This window comes from Acidimicrobiales bacterium, assembly GCA_035536915.1.
Taxonomy (GTDB): domain Bacteria; phylum Actinomycetota; class Acidimicrobiia; order Acidimicrobiales; family JAHWLA01; genus JAHWLA01.
Map to the genome: position 1 here is coordinate 62,780 of DATLNE010000040.1, position 22,751 is coordinate 85,530.

Here is a 22,751-nt window from a genome sequence, read left to right on the forward strand (position 1 = left end):
GTCGTAGCATCCGCCAGATGATCGAAGCATCGGCAGGCGACGTCGTCGTATTGGTGGGTACCAGCAAAGGGCTGTTCGCCCTTTCGTCTGGACCTGACCGCACGCAGTGGACGACGGCGGGGCCGTTCTTCAAGGGCGAGGAGATCTACGCCGCTGCGCTCACGCCGGGGGGACGCCTGCTGGTGGGCGCCACCAGCTCGCATTGGGGACCGTCGGTGTACCGCTCCGACGACCTCGGCGCCACGTGGACCGAGCCCGACGCCGACACCCTGCGCTTCCCGGAGTCGACCGGTGCGGCGTTGGCCCGGGTGTGGCAGCTGCTGCCCGCCGGGGGCGACGTGGTGTTCGCGGGCGTGGAGCCCGCCGCCCTGTTCCGCTCCGACGACGGGGGCACCACGTTCCGTCTCGACGAAGGGCTGTGGAACCACGAGCACCGGCCCCAGTGGCAGCCGGGCGGCGGCGGCCTGTGCCTCCACACGATCATCCCCGACCCCACGGGCGGGCCCCGCATGGCCGTCGCCGTGTCGGCCGCAGGCTTCTACCGCACCCTCGACGGCGCCCAGTGGGAGGCCGCAAACCGGGGCATCAAGGCGGTGTTCCTGCCCGACCCCGACGTGGAGTTCGGCCAATGCGTGCACAAGGTCGACCGCCATCCCACCGAGCCCGACACCCTGTTCCTCCAGCACCACTGGGGCGTGTACCGCTCCGACGACTTCGGCGGCACATGGCAGGAAATCGGGGCCGACGCCCTGCCGTCGACGTTCGGCTTTCCCGTCGTCGTCGACCCCAACCGGCCCGGCACCGCCTACGTGCTGCCGTTGGAGGGCGACTTCTTCCGGTGCACGCCGGAGGGCCGCATGCGGGTGTACCGCACCACCGACGGCGGGGAGTCGTGGGACGCCTTGGGCAACGGCCTGCCCCAGGAGGGCGCCTACCTCACCGTGTTGCGCGACGGCTTCACCGCAGACCGCCTCGACCCCGCAGGGCTTTACTTCGGCACCCGCACCGGCGAAGTGTTCGGCTCGCCCGACGCGGGCGAGTCGTGGCAGGAGCTCGCCCGCCACCTGCCGCCCGTGCTGTGCGTGAAGACGGGGATCCTGTCCTGACCGTCGTCGTGCGCCTGGCCGCCGCGCTGCGGGAACACGCGGGCGGTGCCGCCGAGGTGGAAGTCGACGTTCCGGCCCCTGCCACCGTCGCCGCCGTCATCGATGCCGTCGCTGCCGTGCACCCGAGCGTCGGCCGCCGGGTGCGCGACGAGGCCGGCGTGCTGCGGCGCCACGTCAACGTGTTCGTAGGCGCCGACAACGCCCGCGACCTGGGCGGCGTCGATGCCGTGGTGCCCGACGGTGTCGAGGTCACCGTGCTCCCCGCCGTTTCGGGCGGAAGCTAGGCGGCGTCGTCGCCGCCGGCGCGGCCCCGCTTCCAGTAGCCGCGCACCGAGGCCTGCGTGCGAGGGATGCCGCGTTCTTCGAACAGGTGCTTGCGGATGCGCTGCACCTCGGCGGCCTCGCCTGCCATCCAGATGCGGGTGCCTGGCGCGATGTCGACGCCGGACATGGCGTCGGCGACCGGGCCGTCGAGCCATGTCACCGAGCGCTTCATCGGGAGGCGGGCGTCGGGAGGGGCTTCGATCAAAACCTGCGTCGGCGTCGCCTCGGGCAGGGCGTCGAGCAGTTGGCTGATGGCAGGGATTGCGGTCTCGTCGCCGCCGAGCAGGTAGGCGGGCGCCTCGGGGTCGACGTCGTAGCCCCGGCCCGGCCCGGAGAGCGCAGCGGACGCACCCGGCCCGACCGTCTCTGCCCACTGCGACGCCACCCCGGTCCCGTGGAGGACGACGTCGATGGCGAGCGTGGCCCCGTCGGCGTGGCGGGGCGTGAAGGTGCGCAGGATCGGGCGGCTGCCGTCGGGGAGCAGGAACTCGTTGCCGTTCCACGTGGGCATGACCAGCTCGTCGGTGCCGGGGGAGGGGAGGAGCAGGCGCACGCTGGCGGCGGGCTGCTCGACGGTGAAGCCCTCGACCTCGAATGTGACCCGCATCAAACGCGGGCTCAGCCGCTCCGTGGTGCGCACGGTGGCAGGACGCAACGGCGGTGGCTCACGGCGCAGGCGCATGCTCGCCAGCGTCGCGCGCCTCAGTCGTCGTCGAGCACATAGCGCGGACCGGGGCCGCGAGCGCCCACCTCGTCGTCGGGGTTGAGCAGGCGGCACGCCCGCAACGACAGGCACCCGCAGCCGATGCACCCGGTCAGGCGGTCACGCAGGCGCTCCAGCATGGCGATGCGGGCATCGAGGCGAGGCCGCCACGACGCCGCCAGCCGCTCCCAGTCGCGCTGGGTAGGGGTGCGGCCGTCGGGGAGCGAGGCGAGTGCCTCGTGGATCTCGTCGAGAGTGAGGCCGAGTTGCTGGGCGACGCGCACGAAGGCCACCCGGCGGAGGACGTCGCGGTGGAACCGGCGCTGGCCGCTGTCGGTGCGCTCGGCGGAGACGAGGCCTTGTGACTCGTAGAAGCGCAGGGCCGACGGCGCCACGCCGGTGCGTTCGCTGACCTCGCCGATGCTCAAGTCCATGACGGACAAAATACCCTTGACTTAAAGTTAACTTCAACTTTTAAGGTACTGCCCATGAGCGAACAGCACGAACTCAACCTGGCAGTGATCATCGGAAGTACCCGCGAAGGGCGCTTCGCCCCTCGGGTAGCGCGCTGGTTCGAAACGGCCGTGCGCACGAACGGCGGCTTCGCCCTCGACGTCATCGACCTGGCCGAGGCCGACCTGCCTGCTGTCCTGGCGCCCAAGCCGACGCGTGCGGTGGAGCGCTACCGCGACCGCTTGGCGGCGGCCGACGCCTTCGTCGTGGTGACCCCCGAGTACAACCACGGCTACCCGGCGCCGCTGAAGCAGGCCATCGACCTGGCGTACAAGGAGTGGCAAGCCAAGCCCGTCGGCTTCGTGTCGTACGGAGGGATGAGCGGCGGGCTACGTGCGGTGGAGCAACTGCGGCAGGTGTTCGCCGAACTGCACGCCACCACCATCCGCGACGTCGTCAGCCTCCACAACCCGTGGGCGCTCTTCGACGACGACGCCCGCACCCACGAACCGACCGGCGCCGACGCCGCGGCGAAGACGATGCTCGACCAGCTGGCGTGGTGGGGCGCTGCACTGCGGACCGCCCGCCAGGCCCGCCCCTACGCCGCCTGACCCCTGCCGACCTTGCGTAGAAATCGCGCCGGAAAACGGCGCGATTTCTACGCAACTTCAGGCGACGAGACGCTCCAAGCGGGCGAGGTCGCGCACCACGATGCGGCGACGACCCGTCTCGATGCAGCCGAGATCGCGCAACTGTCGCAGCGCCTTGGCTACCGCCTCGCGCGACGAACCCACCCAGCCTGCGAGCTCGTCCTGCGACAGGGCCAGGGCGATCTCCGTCCCGCCCGCCACCGGCGCGCCGTACTCCCGGGCCAGTTCCGACAGGCGGCTGGCCACGCGGGCCACGGTGTCGAGGCCGCCGAATTCCACGCGGACCCGGTCCGCTTCCCGGAGCCTGCCGACGACGACCTCCAACAGCCGGTAGGCGGCGCCCGGTTGCTCGGCCAGGTACGCGCGGAACGCAGAAGCGGGGATGATCCTGGCGTCGACCGGCTCCAGCGCCACCGCGGTCGCCGAACAGGCGCCGCCGTCGACGGCGGAGAGTTCCCCGAGCACTTCGCCCGGTCCGCGCACGGCGAGCACCACCTCGCGGCCGGCGTCGGTCGCCCTGGTCACCTTGACCTGCCCTGCGACCACCACGATGACGCGGTCGGCGCGGTCGCCTTCGGCGAACAGCACGGCGCCCTTGCGGTAGTGGCGAGGACGCCCCAGTGCGGCGAGCTCGCTCATGCGTACGCCCGCGCCGCCTGGGCGTCGGCCGACTGCGCCAGGACGGCGGCGAGCGGATGTGCCCCCAAGGTTGCCACCACGGTGCCGATCGCTTCCTCGGCGCCTTTGGCTGCGATTGCCGCGCCCGCACCGTCACCTGCGGCTCGCCGGGCTTCGGCCAAGGCCGTCAAGGTGCGCCACAGCTGCGGCGGGTTGCGCACCGTTTCGGCCAGCGCGCCCGCTTCGCCCAGCGCGCCGAGGGCGCCGGTCGTGTCGCCCGCGGCGAGGAGGCACTGGCCCCGCAGGCGCAGCCCCTTCACCTCGTTCTTGGGGCTGTCGGTCTCGCGGGCCGCAGCGAAGCACTCATCGGCCAAGGCGGCGGCGTCGGAGACCGCGCCTCGGGCCAACGCCAGTTCGCCCGCCGTGTGGAACCAGTGCTGCGAATACCGCCACCGCATCCACTGGTCGCCGGGCGACGACGGTCGGCGCACCACCCGTTCGACCACCTGCAACTCCCGGGCCGCCTCGTCGAGGCGGCCTGCGGCGAGGTGGGCGTCGGCCAGGTTCAGGCGGGCATTCGACTCGATCTCCACGTCGGGCATGCCACACGTGACGAGGAACTCGAGGCAGCGCTCGTTCCACGCCACGGCACCGTCGAGGTCACCCAGGTCGCCGTGCACCCAGCCGACGGTGTTCAAGGCGCGGGCGCGGAACGCCACCTCGCCCAGCCGTTCGGCCATGTCGAGTTGGCGGCGCAGCAGGTCGAGGGCGGCCACGTAGTCACCCCGCCCGGCGGCAGCCATTCCCGACGTCCACAACGTGGCGGCTCGATCGACGAGGTTGGGCAGTTCCGGGAAACGATGGAGCAACGGGCCGATGTCTTCCCATTGGGCTCGCCAGTTCGCTCGTAGTTCCACCATGCCCTGCCACATGCTCCACGCCATCGGCCCGACGTGCGCCACCAAGGGAGCGGCGGCCGCTTCCAAAGCGGGGACATGGTCGAGGCGCCCGGTGACGTCGGCCAGCACGCGTCGCACGGCGAGGGCGAACAGCCGGGCGTCGGCCGAGTCGGGAGCGGGGGGAGCGGTGGCTGCGTCGAGGGTGCCTTCGGCGGCGTCGAAGCGGTAAGTGAACACCTCGCAGTAGGCCCGCCAGCCGAGGTTCACGACCTCGCCGTCGCGGTCGCCGGCCAGGCGGGCGGCGACCGCCCCTTCGTCGAAGGCCTGCCATGCGTCGTCCATGTCGCCTGCTGCCAGGTGCGACTGGCCCAGGCCCGCGGCGAAGGTGGCCAAGCGGGCATCGTCGATGCGGCGGCAGAGGTCGACGGCCGTACGGAAGTACGCCCGCGCCTCCCGCACCGAAAAGGTCGACAAGGCCCGCCCGGCAGCGGCGTCGAGGTAGTCGAGGGCGCGCCCTTCGTCGCCTGCTTCCGTCCAGTGGCGGGCGAGCTCGTCCGCCACCTCGTCGACGCGCGGCCCGTAGAGCTCCTCGATGGCGAGGGCGACGACGCGGTGCAGTTGGCGCCTGCGGTCGGCCAGCAGCGTGGAGTACGTCACCTCATGGGTCAGCGCGTGCTTGAAGAGGAACGTGAGCTCCGGCATGTGCGACTTCTGGCGGATCAGTTCGAGCCGCGTGAGCTCACCGAGGTGGCCGTCGAGCGGGTGGTCGAGGCGGGCGATGCGTTCGAGCAACGTGCGGGTGAACTCGCGGCCGATGACAGCGGCCAGTTGCAGGGCGGCGCGAGCCTCGGGGTCGAGCCGGTCGATGCGAGCGAGGATGACCTCTTCGAGCGTGGTGGGGACGGCGAGGGCGTCGGCCCCGGGCCCCAGCGCCCACCCGTCGCCGTCGCGCCGCACGGCGCCCGTCTCGGCCAGCGCCGCCGCCACCTCCTCGACGAACAACGGGTTGCCGTCGGTGCGGGCGGCCACCAGGTCGCACACCTCGGCGGGCAGCGTGTCGACCCCCAGCGCACCGGCCGCGAGGGCGGCGGCGTCGTCGGGGGCGAGTTGGTCGAGGCCGAGCTTCGTCGTCCAGATGTCGATGGCGCCCGCCTCGTAGCCGGGACGAGCGGTGGCGAGGAGCAGCACGGGTGCGTCGGCCATGGCGGCCACCGCGGCCTGGGAGGCGTCGTCGGCCCAGTGGAGGTCTTCCACGGCGACGACCACCGGCCCGTGTTCGGCGACCTCGTCGGCAAAGGCACGCAGCGCGTCGTGAATCGCGGCCCGGCGGCTCTGCGGCTCAGGATCGACGGCGTCGTCGCCGACCGCCCGCAACAACCACTTCAGGTACGGCGCGGCGTCGGGCCGACCGACCATCGTGGCGTCGACGGCGGTGGCCACTGCTGCGGGATCGGTGGCTTCGTCGACGCCGAGCGCGTTGCGCAGCAGGTCGACCACGGGCAGCCACGGCGTGCCCGCCCCGGTCGCCCGGCAATGGCCCTCGACCCACCGCACGCGGTCACCGACGTGAACGCGGAGCTCCATCAGCAAGCGGCTCTTGCCGATGCCTGCTTCGCCCACCACGAGCACAGCCTGGTTGCGTCCCACCATGGCTTCCAGCAGTGCCAGTTCTCGGTGGCGGCCCACGAAACGAGACAGGCCGCGGGCCGACGCCGCTTCCAATCGCGACCGCACCGCCGTGCGGCGCAGGGCGCGGTAGGCGACGACCGGCTCGCCCACGCCCTTGGCGCGCAGCGCACCCACCGGGGCGCATGCGACGAAGTCGCGCACCACTCGCCACGAGGCCTCGGAGATGTACACCGTGCCCGGCTCGGCCGCCTGTTCCAACCGGGCCGCCACGTTGGCGGTGTCGCCCACGGCGGTGATGTCGACGACCACCCGGTCGGCCAACCGGCCGACGACCACGGGGCCGGTGTGGATGCCGATGCGGAAGGGGCAGGTGGCGCCAAGGCGCTCGGCCAACTCGTCGGACAGGCGGCCCAGTTCGTCCTGAAGCTCCAAGGCAGCCACCACGGCATCGACCGCGGAGTGTTCGCGGGCCACGGGCGCACCGAACAACGCCATCACGCCGTCGCCGCGGAACTGCGTCACCGTGCCGTGGTGGCGTTCGACCGCCTGGACCATGTGCGCCACGGCGCGCTGCATGAGGCGGTACGCTTCCTCGTCGCCGATGCGCTGGGTCAAGGCGGTGGAGCCCGCGGCGTCGGCGAACAGCACGGTGACGGGACGGCGCTCGGCGTCTTCGCCCGCAGGTGCGGCCGCCGTCGCCGTGCCGCACGAGTCGCAGTAGCGGGCGCGAGCCGGGGTGGCGGCCCCACACGTCGGGCACAAGCGGTTGCCGCAGGAGGCGCAGTACGCCGCGTCGGCGCGGTTGTCGGCTCCGCATGCCGTGCAGCCCATGCTTCAGGTTCGCCCATCGGGTGGGCGGTGTCCATGTCGAATTGCACAGAACGAGCGAGGCCGAAGGCATGGTGACCGACGGCGGGTCGGCCCACAATCGCCTCATGACCACGACTGAGATGCCGCCGTTCGACCCTGCCGTCGTCGAAGAGTTCGCGGGCCGCATCGCGGGCACCGTGACCGCCGGGGTCGTCACCCTGATGATCGACATCGGCCATCGCACCGGCCTGTTCGAGGCGGCCGCGGCCGGGCCCGCCACCTCGGCCGAACTGGCCGAGCGAGCGGGCCTGTCGGAGCGCTACGTGCGGGAGTGGCTGGGGGCGGTCAGCACCGCGGGGATCTTCCGCTACGACCCCGACGCGGGGACCTTCACGCTCCCTGTCGAGCATGCGCTGCTGCTCACCGGGGGCGGCTCGTCGAACCTCGCTGTCCTGGCGCCCTTGGTGGGCGACTTGGCACGCCACGTCGGTGCCGTGACCGAGGCGTTCCGCACCGGCGCGGGGGTCCCGTACGACTGCTATCGCCCGGAGTTCACCACCACCATGGACGAGGTCGGCAGGCGGACCTACGACGAGGCCCTGGTCGACGGCTTCCTGGCCGCCGCCCCCGGGCTGGTGGAGCGGTTGCGCCAGGGCATCACTGCCGCCGACCTCGGCTGCGGAGCCGGGCATGTGGTGAACCTGTTGGGGCGGGCGTTCCCGGCATCGACGTTCGTGGGCTTCGACATCGCCGAGGACGCCTTGGAGGCAGGTCGGCGCGAGGCGCAAGCATGGGGGCTCGACAACGTCCGCTTCGAACGGCACGACGTGGCGCAGCTGCCTGCCACGGCGCGGTTCGACCTCGTCACTGCCTTCGACGCCGTACACGACCAAGCCGATCCCGCAGGCGTGCTGCGGCGGGCGCACGACGCGCTGGCCGACGACGGCACGTTCTTCATGGTCGACATCAAGGCGTCGAGCGACTTGGCGAACAACCTCGACAACCCGCTGGCCCCCATGCTCTACGGCATCAGCGTGATGCACTGCATGTCGGTGTCGCTGGCCGCGGGTGGCGCCGGATTGGGCACGGCGTGGGGACGGGAGTTGGCGTGCGAGATGCTGGCCGCGGCCGGGTTCACGTCGGTGTCGGTGCACGAGCTGCCGCAGGACGTCTTCAACCTGATCTACGTCTGCAAGCCGAGGTAACGCTCCACGTCGGCGGCATCGGCGTCGAGGGCGGCCCGGGCTTCGGCGGCGACGGGCTCCAGGGGCGTGAGCTCGACGCGGCCGCCGGGCATCGACCAGGTGGCGACGACCCGGCCGTCGACGAGGGCCACTGGCCGGAAGACGCCGTTGCTGGTGACGACGCCCGCGTGGTGGCCTACGAACAGCTCCCGTGACGCCCACCCGTGCAGCAGCGGGTCGAACGCACCGAGCAGCCGGGGCGGGGGGACCTCTCCCTGCGGGGCTTGCACGTCGGCGCCGTGCTCGAAGGCACGGCGGGCGTCGCCCAGCGTGATGCCCGCCCACTTGGCCAAGTCGCGGGGCTCGGCGGGGGCGTGGCCCGCCAGGTACCGCTCGGCCAGCCGGCCCAGGGCGGCGTCGCGGTCGAGCGGTGGGGGCGCTGCGCCGAGCCACGCTGCGACCGAAGCGAAGGCGTGCTCGCCGTCGACGACCGGGCCACGCACCAGGTGCCCGCGCAGGCTGGCCGCCAGGAGGAGATGGACGAGGGCTTGGCCGCGGTTGGGGATGCCCTCAGCGTCCAGCCTGCTGCGCAGTTGGTGGCGGGTCTGCGGCCCGTCCGTGGCCACTGCCTCGACGACGATGGCGATGCCCCGTTCTGCCTGTTGCGGCGACACGCCCTCCTGGCGCAGGCGCCGTTCGCTGGTCGTGACGAGTTGCGGTGTGGTGAGCGGATGGAGCCACCAGTAGTCCTCGGCCCGGACGAGGTGCAGCGTGCCCCGGTTGAGCCAGGTCACCACCACCGAACGCTGGTCGCTCAGTGCCTGGTCGACATCGGCGGCGGTGAGGCCGGTGGAGCGGCAGCGAACGGCGAGCCGAAACCCGCGTGGGTCCTGGGCCTGCACGGCGAGCAGGCGCCCGACCACGTCTTTGACCGCAGAGGCGGGCGGGCCGGAGAGCAGTTGCGACCGCAGCCGGGCGGCCGCCGTCGCCCGTTCCTCGTCGGTCCACTTCGCCACGCCTCTCATCGTGCCCGACGAAGGGGCAGCTCTTGTTAGCGGCATGGGATCACTCGGTCAGGGCTTGCCGCCCGGCTTCGGTGAGTACGACCTCGCTCGACCCGTCGGCCACATCCCCCTCGACGTAGACGAGGCCTTGGCGACTGAGGTCGAGCACCGTCGCCTCTATCTCGGCCGCCGTCACCTCTGGGAACGTCGCCCGAAGGGTGGTCACCTCGTCGGCGCCCGCCTCCTCCAGCTCCCAGAGCAACCGGCCTGCGAGGGGTGACAAGCGTCTCCGAGGCGCACCGGGCACGACCGCCACGGTAACGGTCGCAGCGGGGTACAGCTGGGCGACCGCGGCGCTGCCTCGGAAGGACGAAGAAGGGATCGCTAACTTCCGGTTTGTGCAGGTGATCCGTGGGCTCCGCGCAACGACATTGACGAGGTGCGATGCGCCGTTCGCGCCATTGCCCCCGGGCTCCGGTGGCGCGACGATGAGGTAGTGCTGCACGACGATCTGGGGCTCGCGGATCCGCTTTTGCACCGTGGCGCTGCCACGATCGGCGATCAGTACGTCGCCAAGGCGACAGTCGGCGTTGATCACGACCTCGAAGGTACCGTGGTCGGATAGACCCATTCGAGATCGGCCTACAGGAACTCCTCGCCGTCGTTCCCGAGCACGAGCTTCGGTGCATTGTGGGCGCGTTGTTCATGTCGGGTCAGGGCGACCGACGCGCAGTCACTTACTTCGGTGAGCAGGGCGCTGCGGTCGTGTTTTCCTACCGACGTGGGAACCTAGTGGCGCTGAAGCCAGGAGACGCGCTGACGGCGGCAGAGCGAGACGCGCTGGTCGACGCGATCGCGGCGGCGGCTGGCGAAGCCGCAGAAGTCGTGTCCCGCTCGGTGATGTTCGCGCCCGTGCCCACCCGCGGCGGCTGGCGACACCGGAACTTCGTTCAGCTCGGCGAGCCGCCGCCCGAGGCGCCGAAACCTGGTGCTCTTCTGGGCGATCACCCGGTGATTTTGGAGGTGCGCCATCGTCGGTCGGATGACTTCCTGCTGCAGGCCACCCGGAGCGAACACGCCGTGCAGGCAGCACGGCTGGTGCTCAACGTGGTCATGGGCTGGCAGCTCCAGTGGCTGACCCATTTCACGACGTTTGCCTGGGTTTTCCCGCAGGAGTTGACTAGCGAACTAGTCCCGACGTACCAAAAGCGCGGTTACCACATCCCCGGCTTCGAACGGTACGCGGACGATTTCCGCGACATCGACGAGGTCATGCCGACCGCACCGGTGCTCGACGTTTACGGTCGACTTGGCATCCAGTTCGACGACGTATTCACCGTGCCGGACGCTGCTGGCGGCATGCTCGACGCTTTCGAACTCCTACAGGGCGATCAGCAGGCACGCTTTCTGCGCGGTGCCTACTGGTTCGCGCACTCGCACCGCGTACGCCACGAATCGCGGTCGGCCGCCTTTCTCGCCCTCGTGCAGGCTCTTGAGGCGTTGCTCGACCCGCCTACCGGCGAGGCAAAGGGAGAGGGCCCCTCGGCGCGGTTCCGCCGCCTCGTGGATAGGTACGCGCCAGGGACGGCTGCAAGTGAGCGCCGCGACTTCTACCGGACTCGGTCGAAGGTTGCCCATGGTGGCGTGCTCTTCGACGACCTCGACACCGCCGTTATGGGAGGTCTGCACGGAGGTGTAATCGAGGACTCTGTGCGGTACGAGACGCTGAACCGCATCGCGCGCGTTGTCCTGGTGAACTGGTTGGTCGACTCGGTGCTACGGCCGTTTAGCCAGCCCGGCTCACGACCGGACGACCGCTCGGACAGCGATGCACGGTGATCGGTCGACATCTTTGCGCACCAATTCGGAGCAATCCCGGCTCCCAGGCCCACGGCCCGGACGCGACAGCGGCCGAGCCTGGTGGCTCAGCCGCGACCGGTGTTAGTACAAAGACAAGCGGAGTGGAGGTGGCGGGAATCGAACCCGCGTCCTTCAGCTTCTCAGCAGGACTTCTCCGAGCGCATCCGGTGCTTGGATCTCAGGCCCCTCCTCACCACCGGCAACGGTGAGGGGCCCCAGTCGGCTGAGGTGTCCCTGTCCGCCTCACCGACGAAGGTGGACAGGTAAGCCCTACAAGATGGCGTTCGCATCCGGTCCGCAGGGCTGGGACCGGGCGACCGTCGCTACTGTTTAGGCAGCGAGTGCAGGCTCATAGCCGGCATTTGTTTTTTGTTCCGGCTCTTTAACGTGGCTCCGGAGACCACGGCTCGCTTCTCCTGCCTCGACCACCGAAGTCGAAGCCGATCACCCCCATGTCAAGGTGCAACAGGCCCCAGTGTACCGGCGCCCGACCCCGGCTCAGCCGCCCTGCTGCTTGAGGGCGGTGTCGATGCCGGCGGCGGCAGCCAGGACGATCAGGCGGAGCGGCCCTGTTGCCTGCGGCGTCAGCTCGACGACGTAGTTGTCGGCGGTGGTGAACATCTCCTTGCCCAGGCCCGCCCACTTCTTGGTGATGCGGGCCACCTCGGCCCCCGAGATGTCGCTGATGGCGAAGTCCCACGCCCGCCAGTTCTCCGCCTTCATCTCGCCGAGCCGCACCCCGCCGGCGCCCTCGATGCCGAAGCGGACCTTGCCCACCATGTTCTCCTGCACCAACCGCCCGACCACGCCGCCTGACCCGTCGGTGACCTCGATCTTCGACTTCCAGACCGTCGCCCCCCGCCGCAGCCCGGCCACCTTCCGGCCGCCGGCGTCGTACACCGACAGCGTCACCGGCAGCAGCGCGTCGATGCTGCTCACCAGGCGCAGGAGCTTGCGCAACCCGGACTGCCCCTCCTGGCGGATGGCACCGACCTCGTTGCCCTGCTCGTCGCGGATCTTGTACTCGTTGGTCAGCTCGATGAGCTTGGCCTTCTGGCTGACGATCAGCCGTTCGTGCTCCAACAGCTCGGGCATGGCGACCTCAGTCTTCCCCGCGCCGGCCTCGGGCCGACGCACGTTCGATGTCGCGAGCGGCGTCGCGCTCGGCGATGGCATGTCGCTTGTCGTACGTCTTGCGACCCCGGGCCAAGGCGAGCTCGATCTTGGCCCGTCCGTCCTTGAAGTAGATCGACAGGGGCACGAGGGTCAACGAGTCCTGCTTGGTGCGCTCGTCGAGCTCGTCGATCTCCCGCCGGTGCAGCAACAGCTTGCGTTTCCGATCGGGGTCGTGGGCCCCGAACCCGTTGGCATGCACGTACGGCGACACGTGCACCCCGTACAACCACACCTCGCCGCCCTCGGCCCGGGCGTAGGCATCGCGCAGCTGCACCTTGCCGTCGCGCAACGACTTCACCTCGCTGCCCTGGAGCGCGATGCCGCACTCGAAGGTCTCGAGCACGTCGTAGTCGTGCCGAGCCTTGCGGTTCTGCGCGACCGGCCTGGTGCCCTTGGGCGGCATAGGGAGGCGAGGGTAGCGTGCCGCCCCGATGCTCCGGCTCTCCGAAGACGTCTACCAGCGCATGGTCGGCCACTGCTACGACGGCCTGCCCTTGGAGGCGTGCGGCCTGCTGGCAGGCGACGCCGAGACGGGCAAGGCCGAGCGTTGCTACCCCACGCGCAACGACGCCGCGTCGTCGCGCGTCTACACCGTCAACGGCACAGACTTCCTCAAGGCCGACCGCGACGCCGAGGACAACGGGCTCACCATCCTCGGCGTCTTCCACTCCCACACCCACACCGACGCGTACCCGTCGCCCACCGACGTGGCCCAGGCTCCCGACCCCACGTGGCACTACGTGTTGGTGTCGCTGCGCGACCTGGCGCCGGTGGTGCGGTCGTACCGGATCGTGGACGGGAAGATCACCGAAGAGCCGGTTGTTCTCGAACGTCGGTAGCATTCACTCGTTCGAACACCGGGAGGAACTGTGGCCGTCGAAGTCCGTTTGCCGACCATCCTGCGCCAGCACGCGGGTGGGCAGGGCTCCATCCGAGCCAACGGCTCGACGCTGGGCGAGGTGTTCGAGGACCTGGTGCGCCAGTTCCCCGGCCTCGCGGGCCAGGTCGTCACCGAGGACGGGGCGCTGCACAAGTTCGTCAACGTCTACGTGAACGACGACGACGTGCGTTACCTCGACAAGCTCGACACCAAGGTGGGCGACGACGACGTGATCTCGGTCCTGCCCGCCGTCGCCGGAGGCGCGGGATAGGGCAGTGGCCGTCTACGGCAACGTCCTCGACCTCATCGGCAACACCCCGCTGCTCGACCTGAGCACGCTCAGCCCCAACCCGCGGGTGCGCATCCTGGCCAAGCTCGAAGGCCAGACCCCCGGCGGCTCGGTCAAGGACCGCATCGCCCTGTCGATGATCGAGACGGCCGAGAAGGACGGCACCCTTTCGCCCGGCCAGACGATCATCGAGCCCACGTCGGGCAACACCGGCATCGGCCTGGCCATGGTGGCCCGCATCAAGGGCTACCCCATGAAGACGGTGCTGCCCACCAACGTGTCGCCCGAGCGCAAGCAGCTCCTGCAGGTGTGGGGCGCCGAGATCATCGAGTCGCCCGGGTCGGAAGGTTCCAATGGCGCCGTGCGCATGGCCCAGCGCCTGGCCGCCGAGCACCCCGAGTGGGCCTTCCTCTACCAGTACGCCAACCCCGCCAACCCCAAGGCGCACTACGAGGGCACCGCTCCCGAGATCTGGCGCGACTGCCCCGAGATCACCCACTTCGTGGCAGGCCTGGGCACCAGCGGCACCCTCATGGGCTGCTCTCGGTTCTTCAAGGAGCGCAACCCGGCCGTGCAGATCTGGGCCGTCGAGCCGCCGTCGGGGGAGATGGTGGACGGCCTGCGCAACCTCGACGACGGCTACATCCCGCCGGTCTTCGACCCCGACCTGCTCGACCGCAAGAAGGTGGTCGGCCCCGAGGAATCGATCCTCGGCACCCGCCGGCTCATCGAGGTCGGCGTGTTCTCCGGCATCTCGTCGGGCGCCGCGCTCATGGGTGCGATCAAGTGCGCGGCCGACATCGACGAGGGCGTGGTCGTCACGCTGTTCCCCGACGCCGGGTGGAAGTACCTGTCGAGCGAGGCGTGGACCGCGGACCTGGCCGACGTCACCGCCCGCGCCCGCGAGATCAACTACTGGTAGCCCCGGTCGGCTGTCGTAGCCTGCGGGCCCAATGGACGACCGGGCCATCGGCGTGTTCGACAGCGGTTTCGGCGGGCTGACCGTCGCCCGCGCCCTCATCGACCTCCTCCCCGGCGAGGACATCGTCTACTTCGGCGACACCGGCCGCTACCCGTACGGGCCCCGGCCGCTCGACGAGGTGCGCGAGTTCGCTCGCCAGATCACCGGCATGCTGATCGAACGCCACGACGTGAAGATGGTCGTCGTCGCCTGCAATACGGCGGCCGCTGCTGCGTTGGATCTCCTGCGCTTCGAGCACGAGGTGCCCATCGTCGGCGTGATCGACCCTGGGGTGCGCGCCGCGCTGGCCGCCACCCGCAACCGCCGGGTCGGGGTCATCGGCACCGTGGGCACGATGGCCTCGGGCGCCTACCAGCGGGCCGTGCACGCCAGCCGGGCCGAGGTGGAACTGACGTGCAGCGCGTGCCCGGGCTTCGTGGAGTTCGTGGAGCGGGGGGAGACCGACAGCGAGCAGGTGCACGTGCTGGCCGAACGCCTCTTGGCCCCGGTCAAGCAGGCAGGCGTCGACACCCTGTTGCTCGGCTGCACCCATTACCCGTTCCTCGCTCGCACCATCGGTGACGTCATGGGCCGTGAGGTGGTGCTGGTGTCGTCGGCCGAGGAGACGGCGTTCGAGGTCTTGAGCATCCTCGACGACACCGGCCTCGGCACGCGCACCGCAGGCAAGGGCCAGCACCGATGGGTGTCGTCGGGCGACGTCGAGTGGTTCCGGTCGCTTGGCGCCCAGTTGTTCGGGCCTGAACTGGCCGACGTGGAGGCGTGGTCGTGGGCCTGAGCGTCACCGTGCTCGGTTGCAGCGGCAGCTATCCGGCGGCGGGGGAGGCGTGCAGCGGTTACCTCGTGCGCGGCGCGGGCACGACGCTCTGGCTCGATGCGGGCTCGGGCACCATGTCGAACCTGCAACGCCACGTCGGATTGGGCGACATCGACGCCGTGGTGCTGAGCCACGAGCACCCCGACCACTGGAGCGACATCGAGGGCTACTGGGTGGCCATGACGTACGGCGACGAGCCCCGCCGCCACATCCCCGTGTACGCCCCAGCGGGCGTGCGCGCCAAGGCCACAACAGACATGGCGCCGACGTTCGACTGGCAGGTTATCGCCGACGGGTCCGACGAGACGATCGGCGGGCTGCGGCTGCGGTTCTCGCGTACCGACCACCGGCCCGAGACGTTGGCCGTCCGCATCGACGGCGACGGCAAGTCGTTCGGCTACTCGGCCGACACCGGCCCGGCGTGGTCGTTGTCGGCCCTGGGGGAGGGGCTCGACCTGGCGCTGTGCGAGGCGTCGTACACCAGCGACAAGACAGGCGACCCCCGCCACCTGACGGCCGCCGAGGCAGGCCGCACCGCCCGCGAGGCAGGTGCCGCCCGTTTGTTGCTCACCCATTTCTGGCCCACCGTCGACCGCCGGCGCAGCGCCGAGGAAGCGGCCGCCACCTTCGGCGGGCCTGTCGAGATCGCCACCACCAACGAGGAGTACACCCTGTGACCGCACGCAGAGACGGCCGCGCCCCCGACGACCTCCGGCCGTTGCGCTTCGAGCGCGACTACACCGAGTTCGCCGCCGGCTCGGTGCTGGTGAGCATGGGCCGCACCCGGGTGCTGTGCACCGCCTCGGTGGAGGAGGACGTGCCCCGGTGGATGCGGGGGACGGGCAAGGGCTGGGTCACCGCCGAGTACTCGATGCTGCCGGGCTCGACGGCCGAGCGGGTGAGCCGGGAGGCGGCCAAGGGTAAGCAGAGCGGGCGCACCCAGGAGATCCAGCGGTTGATCGGCCGGGCGCTGCGGGCCGTCACCGACATGCGGCCGTTGGGCGAGGTGCAGATCGTGCTCGACTGCGACGTGCTGCAGGCCGACGGCGGCACTCGCACGGCCTCGATCTGCGGCGCCTACGTGGCATTGCACGACGCCTGCACCCGGTTGCAGCAGCGGGGCGTGATCAAGCGCAACCCGTTGCTCGACGCCTGTGCGGCGGTGTCGGTCGGCGTCATCGGCGGCGTGCCCATGCTCGACCTCGACTACTCCGAGGACGCCGGGGCCGAGACCGACATGAACGTGGTGATGACGGGCTCGGGCGGCTTCGTGGAGGTGCAGGGCACGGCCGAGGGCGCGCCGTTCAGCCGCGGTGAGCTCGACGAGTTGTTGGCGCTGGCCGAGCACGGCATCGCCTCGATCCTCGAAGCGCAGCAGGCCCTGTTGGCAACGCCCCCCGCCGCCCGGTGACCCGGCTCGTCCTCGCCACCGCCAACCCCGACAAGGCCCGCGAGATCGCCGCGCTGCTGGTCGGGTTCGACGTGGTGCCCCGGCCCGCCGAGGTGCCCGACGTCGAGGAGACGGGAACCACGCTGGAGGACAACGCCCGTCTGAAGGCAGTGGCGCTGGTGGAGGCGACGGGCAGCGCAGCGGTGGCCGACGACACCGGCTTGGAGGTCGAGGCGTTGGGCGGCGAGCCGGGCGTCTACTCGGCCCGTTTCTCGGGCGAGGGCGCCACCTATGCAAGCAACGTGGCCAAGTTGCTGCGGGTGATGGAGGGCCAGTCGAACCGCCGGGCCCGCTTCCGCACGGTGGCGCTGGCCCGGTTCCCCGACGGCCGTGAGGTGGTGGCCGAAGGCGTGGTCGACGGCGTGATCACTGAAGTCGCTCGGGGCGACGGGGGGTTCGGCTACGACCCGGTGTTCCAACCCGACGAGGGCGACGGCCGGACGTACGCCGAGCTCACGCTCGAGGAGAAGAACTCTTTGTCGCACCGCGGCCGCGCCTTTCGGGCGCTGGCGGTGCAACTCCCGAGTACATAGACCACCGGTGAGGTGGCCTATGTACTCGGGGACGGTGGGTCAGCAGGGCGCGTCGAAGTTCACGATGCACGCCGACGGCACTGTGATCGGCACCGGCGTCGTGCCCGTGGGCAGGACGAGCGTGACGGTCGTCGTCGCACCCGTGACGGCGAGCTTGCCGTCAAGGCACAGGCCACCGATCACGCAAGGCGGCGTCGAACCCAACGTCGGCGTCGAAAGCCCAGGGACGCCCGGCGTCCCGAAGGCACCGGCCCCAGCGCCCGTCTGCCGGTACACCATGCTCCCGTTAAGCCACACCTCGACGAACGAGAGGCCGTAGCCCGCGCCCACAGATCCGGGAGGCCCGGTGACGGGGGCCAATCCACCGACTGCGACACCGGTAGCCAGAAGTTCCGGGGATCCGCCGTTGCAGTTCGCAGCGGTGACCAGGCACACCTGGAACGGGATCTCGAATCCGATGAATGCCCCACTCGGGCTCACGGACGTTCCGGAAGTGTTCGGTGTCGTCGACACCGAATTGAGCGCATCGCAGTTGACGGGCTGGCTCACGCCGGGGTCACTGGCGCAGTAGACCCAGGCGACGGCGCCCGTCGGATTGGGTCGGTTGGGTCCGACAATGGTGCCGATTGCGCCCGCTGCCGGACCTGCTCGGTAGCACAGCTCGACGTGGGAGTAGAGCGGATTGACTGTCGCCGCCAGATAGACGGGCGACGGGAGAATGGGGATCTCCAGCTGGCCCGGCGTGTCGTCGCTACACCAGTCGGATGGCGCCCCCTGTGCCGGTGCGACGCCGCAAAGGCCGGCAAGAGCCATCGTGGCCAGCAGTGCAAGTGCTCGTTTCATGTTGCTCCTTGATTGTCCGCGTGAACGCCCGGAGCAACCGGCGGAGCGACCGAGACACCAACAGCAGACTCGACCCCAGCAACGCCTGCCCCCCAGGCGGCGCCTACCTTACTTGGCAGTAGCTACCAGCCGCGGAGGTCGACCGGCCAGGTCTCGACGACGTCGTCGCCCCGCACCAGGTGCATCACCTCGTGGTAGGCGACGGTGGGGTCGACGTGGGCGGGCAGCACCCGCACCTGGTCGCCCACCTGGAGCGGCGACTCGGGGGCGAACGTCAGGTGCTCGTCGGACGTGAACCAGACGGTTGCGCCGGGCACGCTGGGGTTGCCGTGGTCCATGCCGAACGACTTGAGCCCGCAGTCGGCCACCACCCAGCCGTCGCCTACCGAGATGATCGTCGACAGCACGCTCAGTGCCTGCTCGAACGGGAGCCCGCAGCGCCCGTAGGTGGTGTCCATCAACGCGTACGACCCGGCCTGGATCTCGGTCGCCTGCGGGTTGATGTCGTACGTGCCGGTGCCGCCGGCCGACACGATGCCGTCGTCACCGGCAACGTCGTCGGCTGCCGCCAGCAAGAGCGCCATCGATGCCGCCACGCCCTCGGCCCGCACCTCACGCGACTCGATGCCCACCACGTGGCCCTCGTAGCCCATGACGCCTCGGACCCGAAGTCCACGCGAACGGGCCAACGCCGCCAGCCGACCGGCGTCGTCGGGACGGCACCCGCACCGGGGCAGCCCGACGTTCACGTCGATGACCACCTCGCGCACGCCGCCTGCGACCGCGGCTTCGATCGTCGCCTCCGAGTCGACGGCCACCGTCACCCGAGCGGCGCCCGCCAGTGCCCCGAGTCGCCGGGCATCGAGCACTTCGTTGGCCAGCAGCAGGTCGTCGCCCAACCCGGCCGCCGCCATTCCCTCCATCTCCCGCACGGTGGCGCAGGTGAAGCCGACGTGCCCCACCTCGCGCTGGCGGCGCGCCAGCGAGGTGCACTTGTGGGCCTTGACGTGGGGCCGCATCCGCGTGCCGGGTAAGGCCGAGGCCATGAGCGACAGGTTGGCGTCGAGGGCGTCGGCCTCGACGAGCAGCGCCGGGGTGGTCAGGTCATCGAGGCGCACGTCGACCGCGCCGCAGGAGCAGCGTGCCCGTGCCGATGGCGCCCATGCCGACCGCCACGAGGCCGGCCACGTCGCCGCCGGTGATGGGGATCGGCGCGCTGCGGGTCACCACCCGGCCCAGCACCTTGGTGTCGGGCTCCGCCGGAGCAGCAGGGCGAACCGGGTCACGGGTCACTGTGGCGGGCCGCGTTCGCACGTAGTCGTCCTGTGCGCCGACGGTTGCCGCACCCCCGAAGAAGGTGCCGACCAACGCCCCCGCGGCCACCAACATCCGTGCCTTGGTCACCGTCGAAGCATCCCATCGGTCGCTCGGCGGCTGGTGGATGCTCGAAAAAATTCCGGCGATTGCCGCGACGAAATCGGCGCCCCGTACGTAGTAAGAGCAGAAGAGCTCGGGAGGCGCCATGCAACAGGCCACCGCAGAAGCCATGGCCCACTCGTGCGGGCACAAGCGGGCGTACGGCGCCCGCTGCGCCCGCATCGTCGCCCAGCGCATGCGCGAGCAGGGGCGACGGGTGGCGCCGTACCGCTGCTTCGTCTGCGGCGCCTGGCACATCGGGGCCACGCCGTCGTACGACCAACTGCGCCGCATCGCCGAGGCCATCCGCGACCTGCACGGGAACCTGCCGGGTGTGGGCGAGAGGACTCGAACCTCCACCCCCGAAGGGACCGGGACCTAAACCCGGCGCGTCTGCCAATTCCGCCACGCCCACGGCGCCAACACCATAGGCCCCCGGGCGGCGATACCCTCGGGCCCATGCCCGAGATCCTGCCTGCTGCCTACGGCCAGTTCATGCCCGGCGACCGCTCCTTCGACATCTACCAGCGACTGCTGCGCGAGCGCATCGTGTTCCTGGGCACGCAGGTCGACGACGCCTCCGCCAATCTCGTGTGCGCGCAGCTCCTCCTCCTCGCCGCCGAGGACCCCGAGCGCGACATCTCGCTCTACATCAACTCGCCCGGCGGCTCGGTCACCGCGGGCCTCGCCGTCTACGACACCATGCAGCTCGTCTCGTGCGACGTGTCGACGGTGTGCATGGGCCTGGCCGCCTCCATGGGCCAGTTCCTCCTGTGCGCCGGCGCCCCTGGCAAGCGCTACGCCTTGCCGCACTCGCGCATCCTCATGCACCAGCCCCACGGCGGCGTGCAGGGCCAGGCGGCCGACATCGCCATCCAGGCCGAGCAGATCGTCTACCTCAAGCGGATGATGGCCGAGCGCATCGCCTTCCACACGGGCCAGCCCATCGAGCGCATCGAGGCCGACTCCGACCGCGACCGCTGGTTCACGGCCGATGAGGCCCGCGACTACGGCATGGTCGACAAGGTCATCGAGCGCGCCTCGCAGGCCGAGGTCCTCCAGGTCTGATTTCGTCGTTCTGGTCCGTTGATCCGGCGCTCCAGCGCCGGATCAACGGACCAGAACCGCCATCCGGCGGCTCCGGCGAGGGATGATCGTTGCCATGAGGTTCGTCAACGCGGGAGGCCGCGCCGCGCTTTTGGTCGACGGCTTGGTCTACGACCTCGCCGAACTGTCGGGCGGCGAGATCCCGGGAAGCCCGATGGAGGTGATCACCGACCATTGGGACCGCGCCCTCGTCATGCACGAGACCGGCTCCTTCGGCGGCGGCGTCCCCGTCGACCAGGTGCACCTCGGCCCGCCTGTGCCCGGGCCGCAGGCCGTCTACGCCATCGGCATGAACTACCGGAAGCACGCCCAGGAAGCGGGCCTCGACGTGATGCCCATCCCGGCCGTGTTCACCAAGTTCCCGTCCAGCCTGAGCGGTCCCTACGACCCCATCGTGTTGCCCAAGGGCGAGGGCACCACCGACTGGGAAGCCGAGCTGGCCTTCGTCATCGGGGTCGGCGGCCGCAACGTCCGCCCCCGTGACGCCCTCGACTCGTTGCGGGGCTTCACTGTGGCCCAGGACATCTCCGAGCGGTTCGTGCAGATGGCCGCCAGCTACCAGTTCTCGCTGGGCAAGAGCTTCGACACCTTCTGCCCCATGGGCCCGGCCATCGTCACCCTCGACGAGCTCGACAACCCCAACGCCCTGCGCATCACATGCAAGCGCAACGGCGAGGTGATGCAAGACGACACCACTGCCGACATGATCGTCGACGTCGCCCACCTGATGGAGCTGCTGTCGTCGGTCATGACCCTCTCGCCGGGCGACATCTGCCTGACCGGCACGCCCGCGGGCGTCGGCTTCGGCCGCACACCGCAGGTGTACCTGCGCCACGGCGACGTGCTGGAAACGACAATCGAAGGCCTCGGCACCATGCGCAACGAGTGCGTGGCCGAAGCCGACCTGGACTGACCGAAGTGACCCGAGTTGGAAATTCACCGGCTTTTCGACGGCCAGGATCACCGCTCGCGGCGTTCTCGGATCTAGCGGTGGGGGCAAGGCCAGCGCGTCGATCCTGCGGCCTTGCGACCGGCGATCCTGGCTCGCCGAACTGCTCACCGACTTCCAACTCGGGTCACTAGATTCGGGCGGAAACCACCCTCCCCGGTAGGATCGGGCCACCGTGAGCAGAGCCGAAGCCAAGCCGACGCGCGTCATCTCGAACCGCACCACGGTGACGCAGCGCGTCGTAGAGATCTGGCGCTACCGCGAGCTGCTGGTCGGCCTCGTGCGCAAAGAGCTCAAGGTCAAGTACAAGAACAGCGCCCTCGGCTTCTTCTGGTCGATGGCCAACCCCGCCCTCTACCTGGGCGTCTTCTACCTGGTCTTCCAGCTCGTGCTGAAGAACGGCATCCCCTACTTCGCCATCTACCTGCTCTCCGGCCTGCTCGTGTGGAACCTGTTCTCCACCGGCCTCGCCGCCGCCACCGGCTCGATCGTCACCAACTCGGCCATCGTCAAGAAGGTGTCGTTCCCCCGCGAGATCCTCGCCCTGGCCGCGGTAGGCGCCTCGCTCATCCACTTCTTCCTGCAGGGCTGCGTGCTGCTCATCGCCTTGGTGGGCTTCCGCTACGTGCCGTCGCCCACGTTCATGCTGCTGATCCCGGTGGCCTTGGTGGCCTTGCTGCTGCTGGCTTCGGCGCTCGGCGTGATGCTGGCCGCCGTCAACGTCTACGCCCGCGACACCCAGCACCTGTTGGAACTGGTCCTGTTGGCGTGGTTCTGGATGACGCCGATCGTGTACCAGTACCGGCTGGTGGCCGACCGCCTGGGCGAGAACGCCTGGCTGTACCGGCTCAACCCGGTGACGCCCATCGTGTTGACCTTCCAGCGGGCCATCTACAACCAGACCGACCCCGTCGGACCGGCCGGGCTGCGGATCGGCGTGCTGCCCGCCGACGCAGGCCCGCTCTGGTACCTCACGCAGTTGCTGATCGTGGCCGGCGTGTCGCTCGTGCTGCTCGCCCTCGCCCTCAAGCTGTTCGGGCGGGTCGAGGGCAACTTCGCCGAGGAGCTCTGA

Annotated in this window: 26 protein-coding genes, 1 tRNA gene and 1 other RNA gene; 15 read left to right on the plus strand and 13 right to left on the minus strand. The window is 70.2% G+C overall.

All coding sequences use genetic code 11. The features are described 5' to 3' along the window. Positions 1-17 precede the first annotated feature (17 nt). Together VM938_11100 and VM938_11105 are read left to right on the plus strand one after the other, a co-directional pair. Positions 18-1,106, plus strand: a complete 1,089-nt coding sequence (locus VM938_11100) for a hypothetical protein (GenBank protein HVF75586.1) — start codon at positions 18-20, stop codon at positions 1,104-1,106. Beyond that, the gene (locus tag VM938_11105; protein HVF75587.1) at positions 1,079-1,390 is read left to right on the plus strand and encodes a ubiquitin-like small modifier protein 1; all 312 of its coding nucleotides are present in this window, start codon (positions 1,079-1,081) and stop codon (positions 1,388-1,390) included. Before VM938_11100 ends, VM938_11105 begins: the two co-directional genes overlap by 28 nt. Here VM938_11105 and VM938_11110 read toward each other — a convergent pair. Together VM938_11110 and soxR are read right to left on the minus strand one after the other, a co-directional pair. Then, positions 1,387-2,112 (minus strand): siderophore-interacting protein, encoded by a 726-nt coding sequence (locus VM938_11110; GenBank protein ID HVF75588.1) that lies wholly within the window; start codon positions 2,110-2,112, stop codon positions 1,387-1,389. The genes VM938_11105 and VM938_11110 overlap by 4 nt on opposite strands. A 20-nt stretch (positions 2,113-2,132) precedes the next feature. After that, positions 2,133-2,567, minus strand: a complete 435-nt coding sequence (gene soxR / locus VM938_11115) for a redox-sensitive transcriptional activator SoxR (GenBank protein ID HVF75589.1) — start codon at positions 2,565-2,567, stop codon at positions 2,133-2,135. Between the two features lie 54 nt (positions 2,568-2,621). On the opposite strand from soxR, the gene VM938_11120 reads away from it, so the two are divergent. Beyond that, positions 2,622-3,197: an NAD(P)H-dependent oxidoreductase gene (locus tag VM938_11120; GenBank protein HVF75590.1), complete on the plus strand. Its 576-nt coding sequence runs from the start codon at positions 2,622-2,624 to the stop codon at positions 3,195-3,197. A gap of 57 nt (positions 3,198-3,254) precedes the next feature. On the opposite strand, the gene VM938_11125 is transcribed toward VM938_11120, so the two are convergent. Together VM938_11125 and VM938_11130 are read right to left on the minus strand one after the other, a co-directional pair. Next, entirely contained in the window at positions 3,255-3,875 is a 621-nt protein-coding gene (locus VM938_11125; GenBank protein ID HVF75591.1) for a Crp/Fnr family transcriptional regulator, read from the minus strand. Next, positions 3,872-7,213: an AAA family ATPase gene (locus tag VM938_11130; protein HVF75592.1), complete on the minus strand. Its 3,342-nt coding sequence runs from the start codon at positions 7,211-7,213 to the stop codon at positions 3,872-3,874. Before VM938_11130 ends, VM938_11125 begins: the two co-directional genes overlap by 4 nt. Before the next feature lie 104 nt (positions 7,214-7,317). Here VM938_11130 and VM938_11135 point away from each other — a divergent pair, with 104 nt between their 5' ends. Continuing rightward, positions 7,318-8,397: a class I SAM-dependent methyltransferase gene (locus VM938_11135; protein ID HVF75593.1), complete on the plus strand. Its 1,080-nt coding sequence runs from the start codon at positions 7,318-7,320 to the stop codon at positions 8,395-8,397. Here the strand turns inward: VM938_11135 and VM938_11140 are convergent. Together VM938_11140 and VM938_11145 are read right to left on the minus strand one after the other, a co-directional pair. After that, complete coding sequence (locus VM938_11140) at positions 8,376-9,392, minus strand: winged helix DNA-binding domain-containing protein (GenBank protein HVF75594.1); 1,017 nt, start codon at positions 9,390-9,392, stop codon at positions 8,376-8,378. The genes VM938_11135 and VM938_11140 overlap by 22 nt on opposite strands. A 49-nt stretch (positions 9,393-9,441) precedes the next feature. Then, entirely contained in the window at positions 9,442-9,978 is a 537-nt protein-coding gene (locus VM938_11145) for a hypothetical protein (GenBank protein HVF75595.1), read from the minus strand. Between the two features lie 92 nt (positions 9,979-10,070). On the opposite strand from VM938_11145, the gene VM938_11150 reads away from it, so the two are divergent. Next, positions 10,071-11,219 carry a hypothetical protein gene (locus VM938_11150; protein ID HVF75596.1) on the plus strand — a complete coding sequence of 383 codons (1,149 nt, stop codon included), beginning with the start codon at positions 10,071-10,073 and terminating at the stop codon, positions 11,217-11,219. 120 nt (positions 11,220-11,339) lie between these two features. On the opposite strand, the gene ssrA is transcribed toward VM938_11150, so the two are convergent. The 3 genes from ssrA to smpB form a co-directional block, all read right to left on the minus strand. Beyond that, positions 11,340-11,692, minus strand: a transfer-messenger RNA (tmRNA) gene (ssrA, locus tag VM938_11155). Positions 11,693-11,738: 46 nt separating this feature from the next. Next, on the minus strand, positions 11,739-12,335 hold the full coding sequence (locus VM938_11160) for a phospholipid scramblase-related protein (GenBank protein ID HVF75597.1): 597 nt from the start codon (positions 12,333-12,335) through the stop codon (positions 11,739-11,741). 7 nt (positions 12,336-12,342) lie between these two features. Then, positions 12,343-12,819 (minus strand): SsrA-binding protein SmpB, encoded by a 477-nt coding sequence (gene smpB / locus VM938_11165; GenBank protein ID HVF75598.1) that lies wholly within the window; start codon positions 12,817-12,819, stop codon positions 12,343-12,345. Between the two features lie 28 nt (positions 12,820-12,847). Here smpB and VM938_11170 point away from each other — a divergent pair, with 28 nt between their 5' ends. From VM938_11170 to rdgB, 7 genes are read left to right on the plus strand one after another with little or no spacing between them, the layout of a single operon-like run. After that, a complete protein-coding gene (locus VM938_11170; GenBank protein HVF75599.1) occupies positions 12,848-13,255 on the plus strand; it encodes a M67 family metallopeptidase in 408 nt (135 codons plus the stop codon). A 30-nt stretch (positions 13,256-13,285) separates the two neighbouring features. After that, positions 13,286-13,567, plus strand: a complete 282-nt coding sequence (locus tag VM938_11175; protein ID HVF75600.1) for a ubiquitin-like small modifier protein 1 — start codon at positions 13,286-13,288, stop codon at positions 13,565-13,567. A gap of 4 nt (positions 13,568-13,571) precedes the next feature. Continuing rightward, positions 13,572-14,507: a cysteine synthase family protein gene (locus tag VM938_11180; protein ID HVF75601.1), complete on the plus strand. Its 936-nt coding sequence runs from the start codon at positions 13,572-13,574 to the stop codon at positions 14,505-14,507. 31 nt (positions 14,508-14,538) lie between these two features. Then, positions 14,539-15,342 carry a glutamate racemase gene (murI, locus tag VM938_11185; protein HVF75602.1) on the plus strand — a complete coding sequence of 268 codons (804 nt, stop codon included), beginning with the start codon at positions 14,539-14,541 and terminating at the stop codon, positions 15,340-15,342. Next, positions 15,333-16,058 (plus strand): MBL fold metallo-hydrolase, encoded by a 726-nt coding sequence (locus VM938_11190; protein ID HVF75603.1) that lies wholly within the window; start codon positions 15,333-15,335, stop codon positions 16,056-16,058. The genes murI and VM938_11190 overlap by 10 nt, the downstream gene beginning before the upstream one ends. After that, the gene (rph, locus tag VM938_11195; protein HVF75604.1) at positions 16,055-16,792 is read left to right on the plus strand and encodes a ribonuclease PH; all 738 of its coding nucleotides are present in this window, start codon (positions 16,055-16,057) and stop codon (positions 16,790-16,792) included. The genes VM938_11190 and rph overlap by 4 nt, the downstream gene beginning before the upstream one ends. Further along, entirely contained in the window at positions 16,789-17,364 is a 576-nt protein-coding gene (gene rdgB, locus VM938_11200) for an RdgB/HAM1 family non-canonical purine NTP pyrophosphatase (protein HVF75605.1), read from the plus strand. The genes rph and rdgB overlap by 4 nt, the downstream gene beginning before the upstream one ends. Positions 17,365-17,403: 39 nt before the next feature. Here the strand turns inward: rdgB and VM938_11205 are convergent, their stop codons facing one another. From VM938_11205 to VM938_11220, 4 genes are all read right to left on the minus strand, one after another. Next, positions 17,404-18,177, minus strand: a complete 774-nt coding sequence (locus VM938_11205; GenBank protein ID HVF75606.1) for a hypothetical protein — start codon at positions 18,175-18,177, stop codon at positions 17,404-17,406. A gap of 152 nt (positions 18,178-18,329) precedes the next feature. Then, positions 18,330-19,325 carry an alanine racemase gene (locus tag VM938_11210; protein HVF75607.1) on the minus strand — a complete coding sequence of 332 codons (996 nt, stop codon included), beginning with the start codon at positions 19,323-19,325 and terminating at the stop codon, positions 18,330-18,332. Beyond that, positions 19,312-19,611 carry a hypothetical protein gene (locus tag VM938_11215; GenBank protein ID HVF75608.1) on the minus strand — a complete coding sequence of 100 codons (300 nt, stop codon included), beginning with the start codon at positions 19,609-19,611 and terminating at the stop codon, positions 19,312-19,314. The genes VM938_11210 and VM938_11215 overlap by 14 nt, the downstream gene beginning before the upstream one ends. 345 nt (positions 19,612-19,956) lie before the next feature. Beyond that, positions 19,957-20,038: transfer RNA gene (locus tag VM938_11220), tRNA-Leu, on the minus strand. Between the two features lie 44 nt (positions 20,039-20,082). Between VM938_11220 and VM938_11225 the strand changes: the two genes are divergently transcribed. The 3 genes from VM938_11225 (at position 20,083) to VM938_11235 (ending at position 22,751) form a co-directional block, all read left to right on the plus strand. Then, positions 20,083-20,691 carry an ATP-dependent Clp protease proteolytic subunit gene (locus VM938_11225; protein ID HVF75609.1) on the plus strand — a complete coding sequence of 203 codons (609 nt, stop codon included), beginning with the start codon at positions 20,083-20,085 and terminating at the stop codon, positions 20,689-20,691. A 94-nt stretch (positions 20,692-20,785) separates the two neighbouring features. Further along, positions 20,786-21,643 carry a fumarylacetoacetate hydrolase family protein gene (locus VM938_11230; protein HVF75610.1) on the plus strand — a complete coding sequence of 286 codons (858 nt, stop codon included), beginning with the start codon at positions 20,786-20,788 and terminating at the stop codon, positions 21,641-21,643. A gap of 211 nt (positions 21,644-21,854) precedes the next feature. After that, the gene (locus VM938_11235) at positions 21,855-22,751 is read left to right on the plus strand and encodes an ABC transporter permease (protein HVF75611.1); all 897 of its coding nucleotides are present in this window, start codon (positions 21,855-21,857) and stop codon (positions 22,749-22,751) included.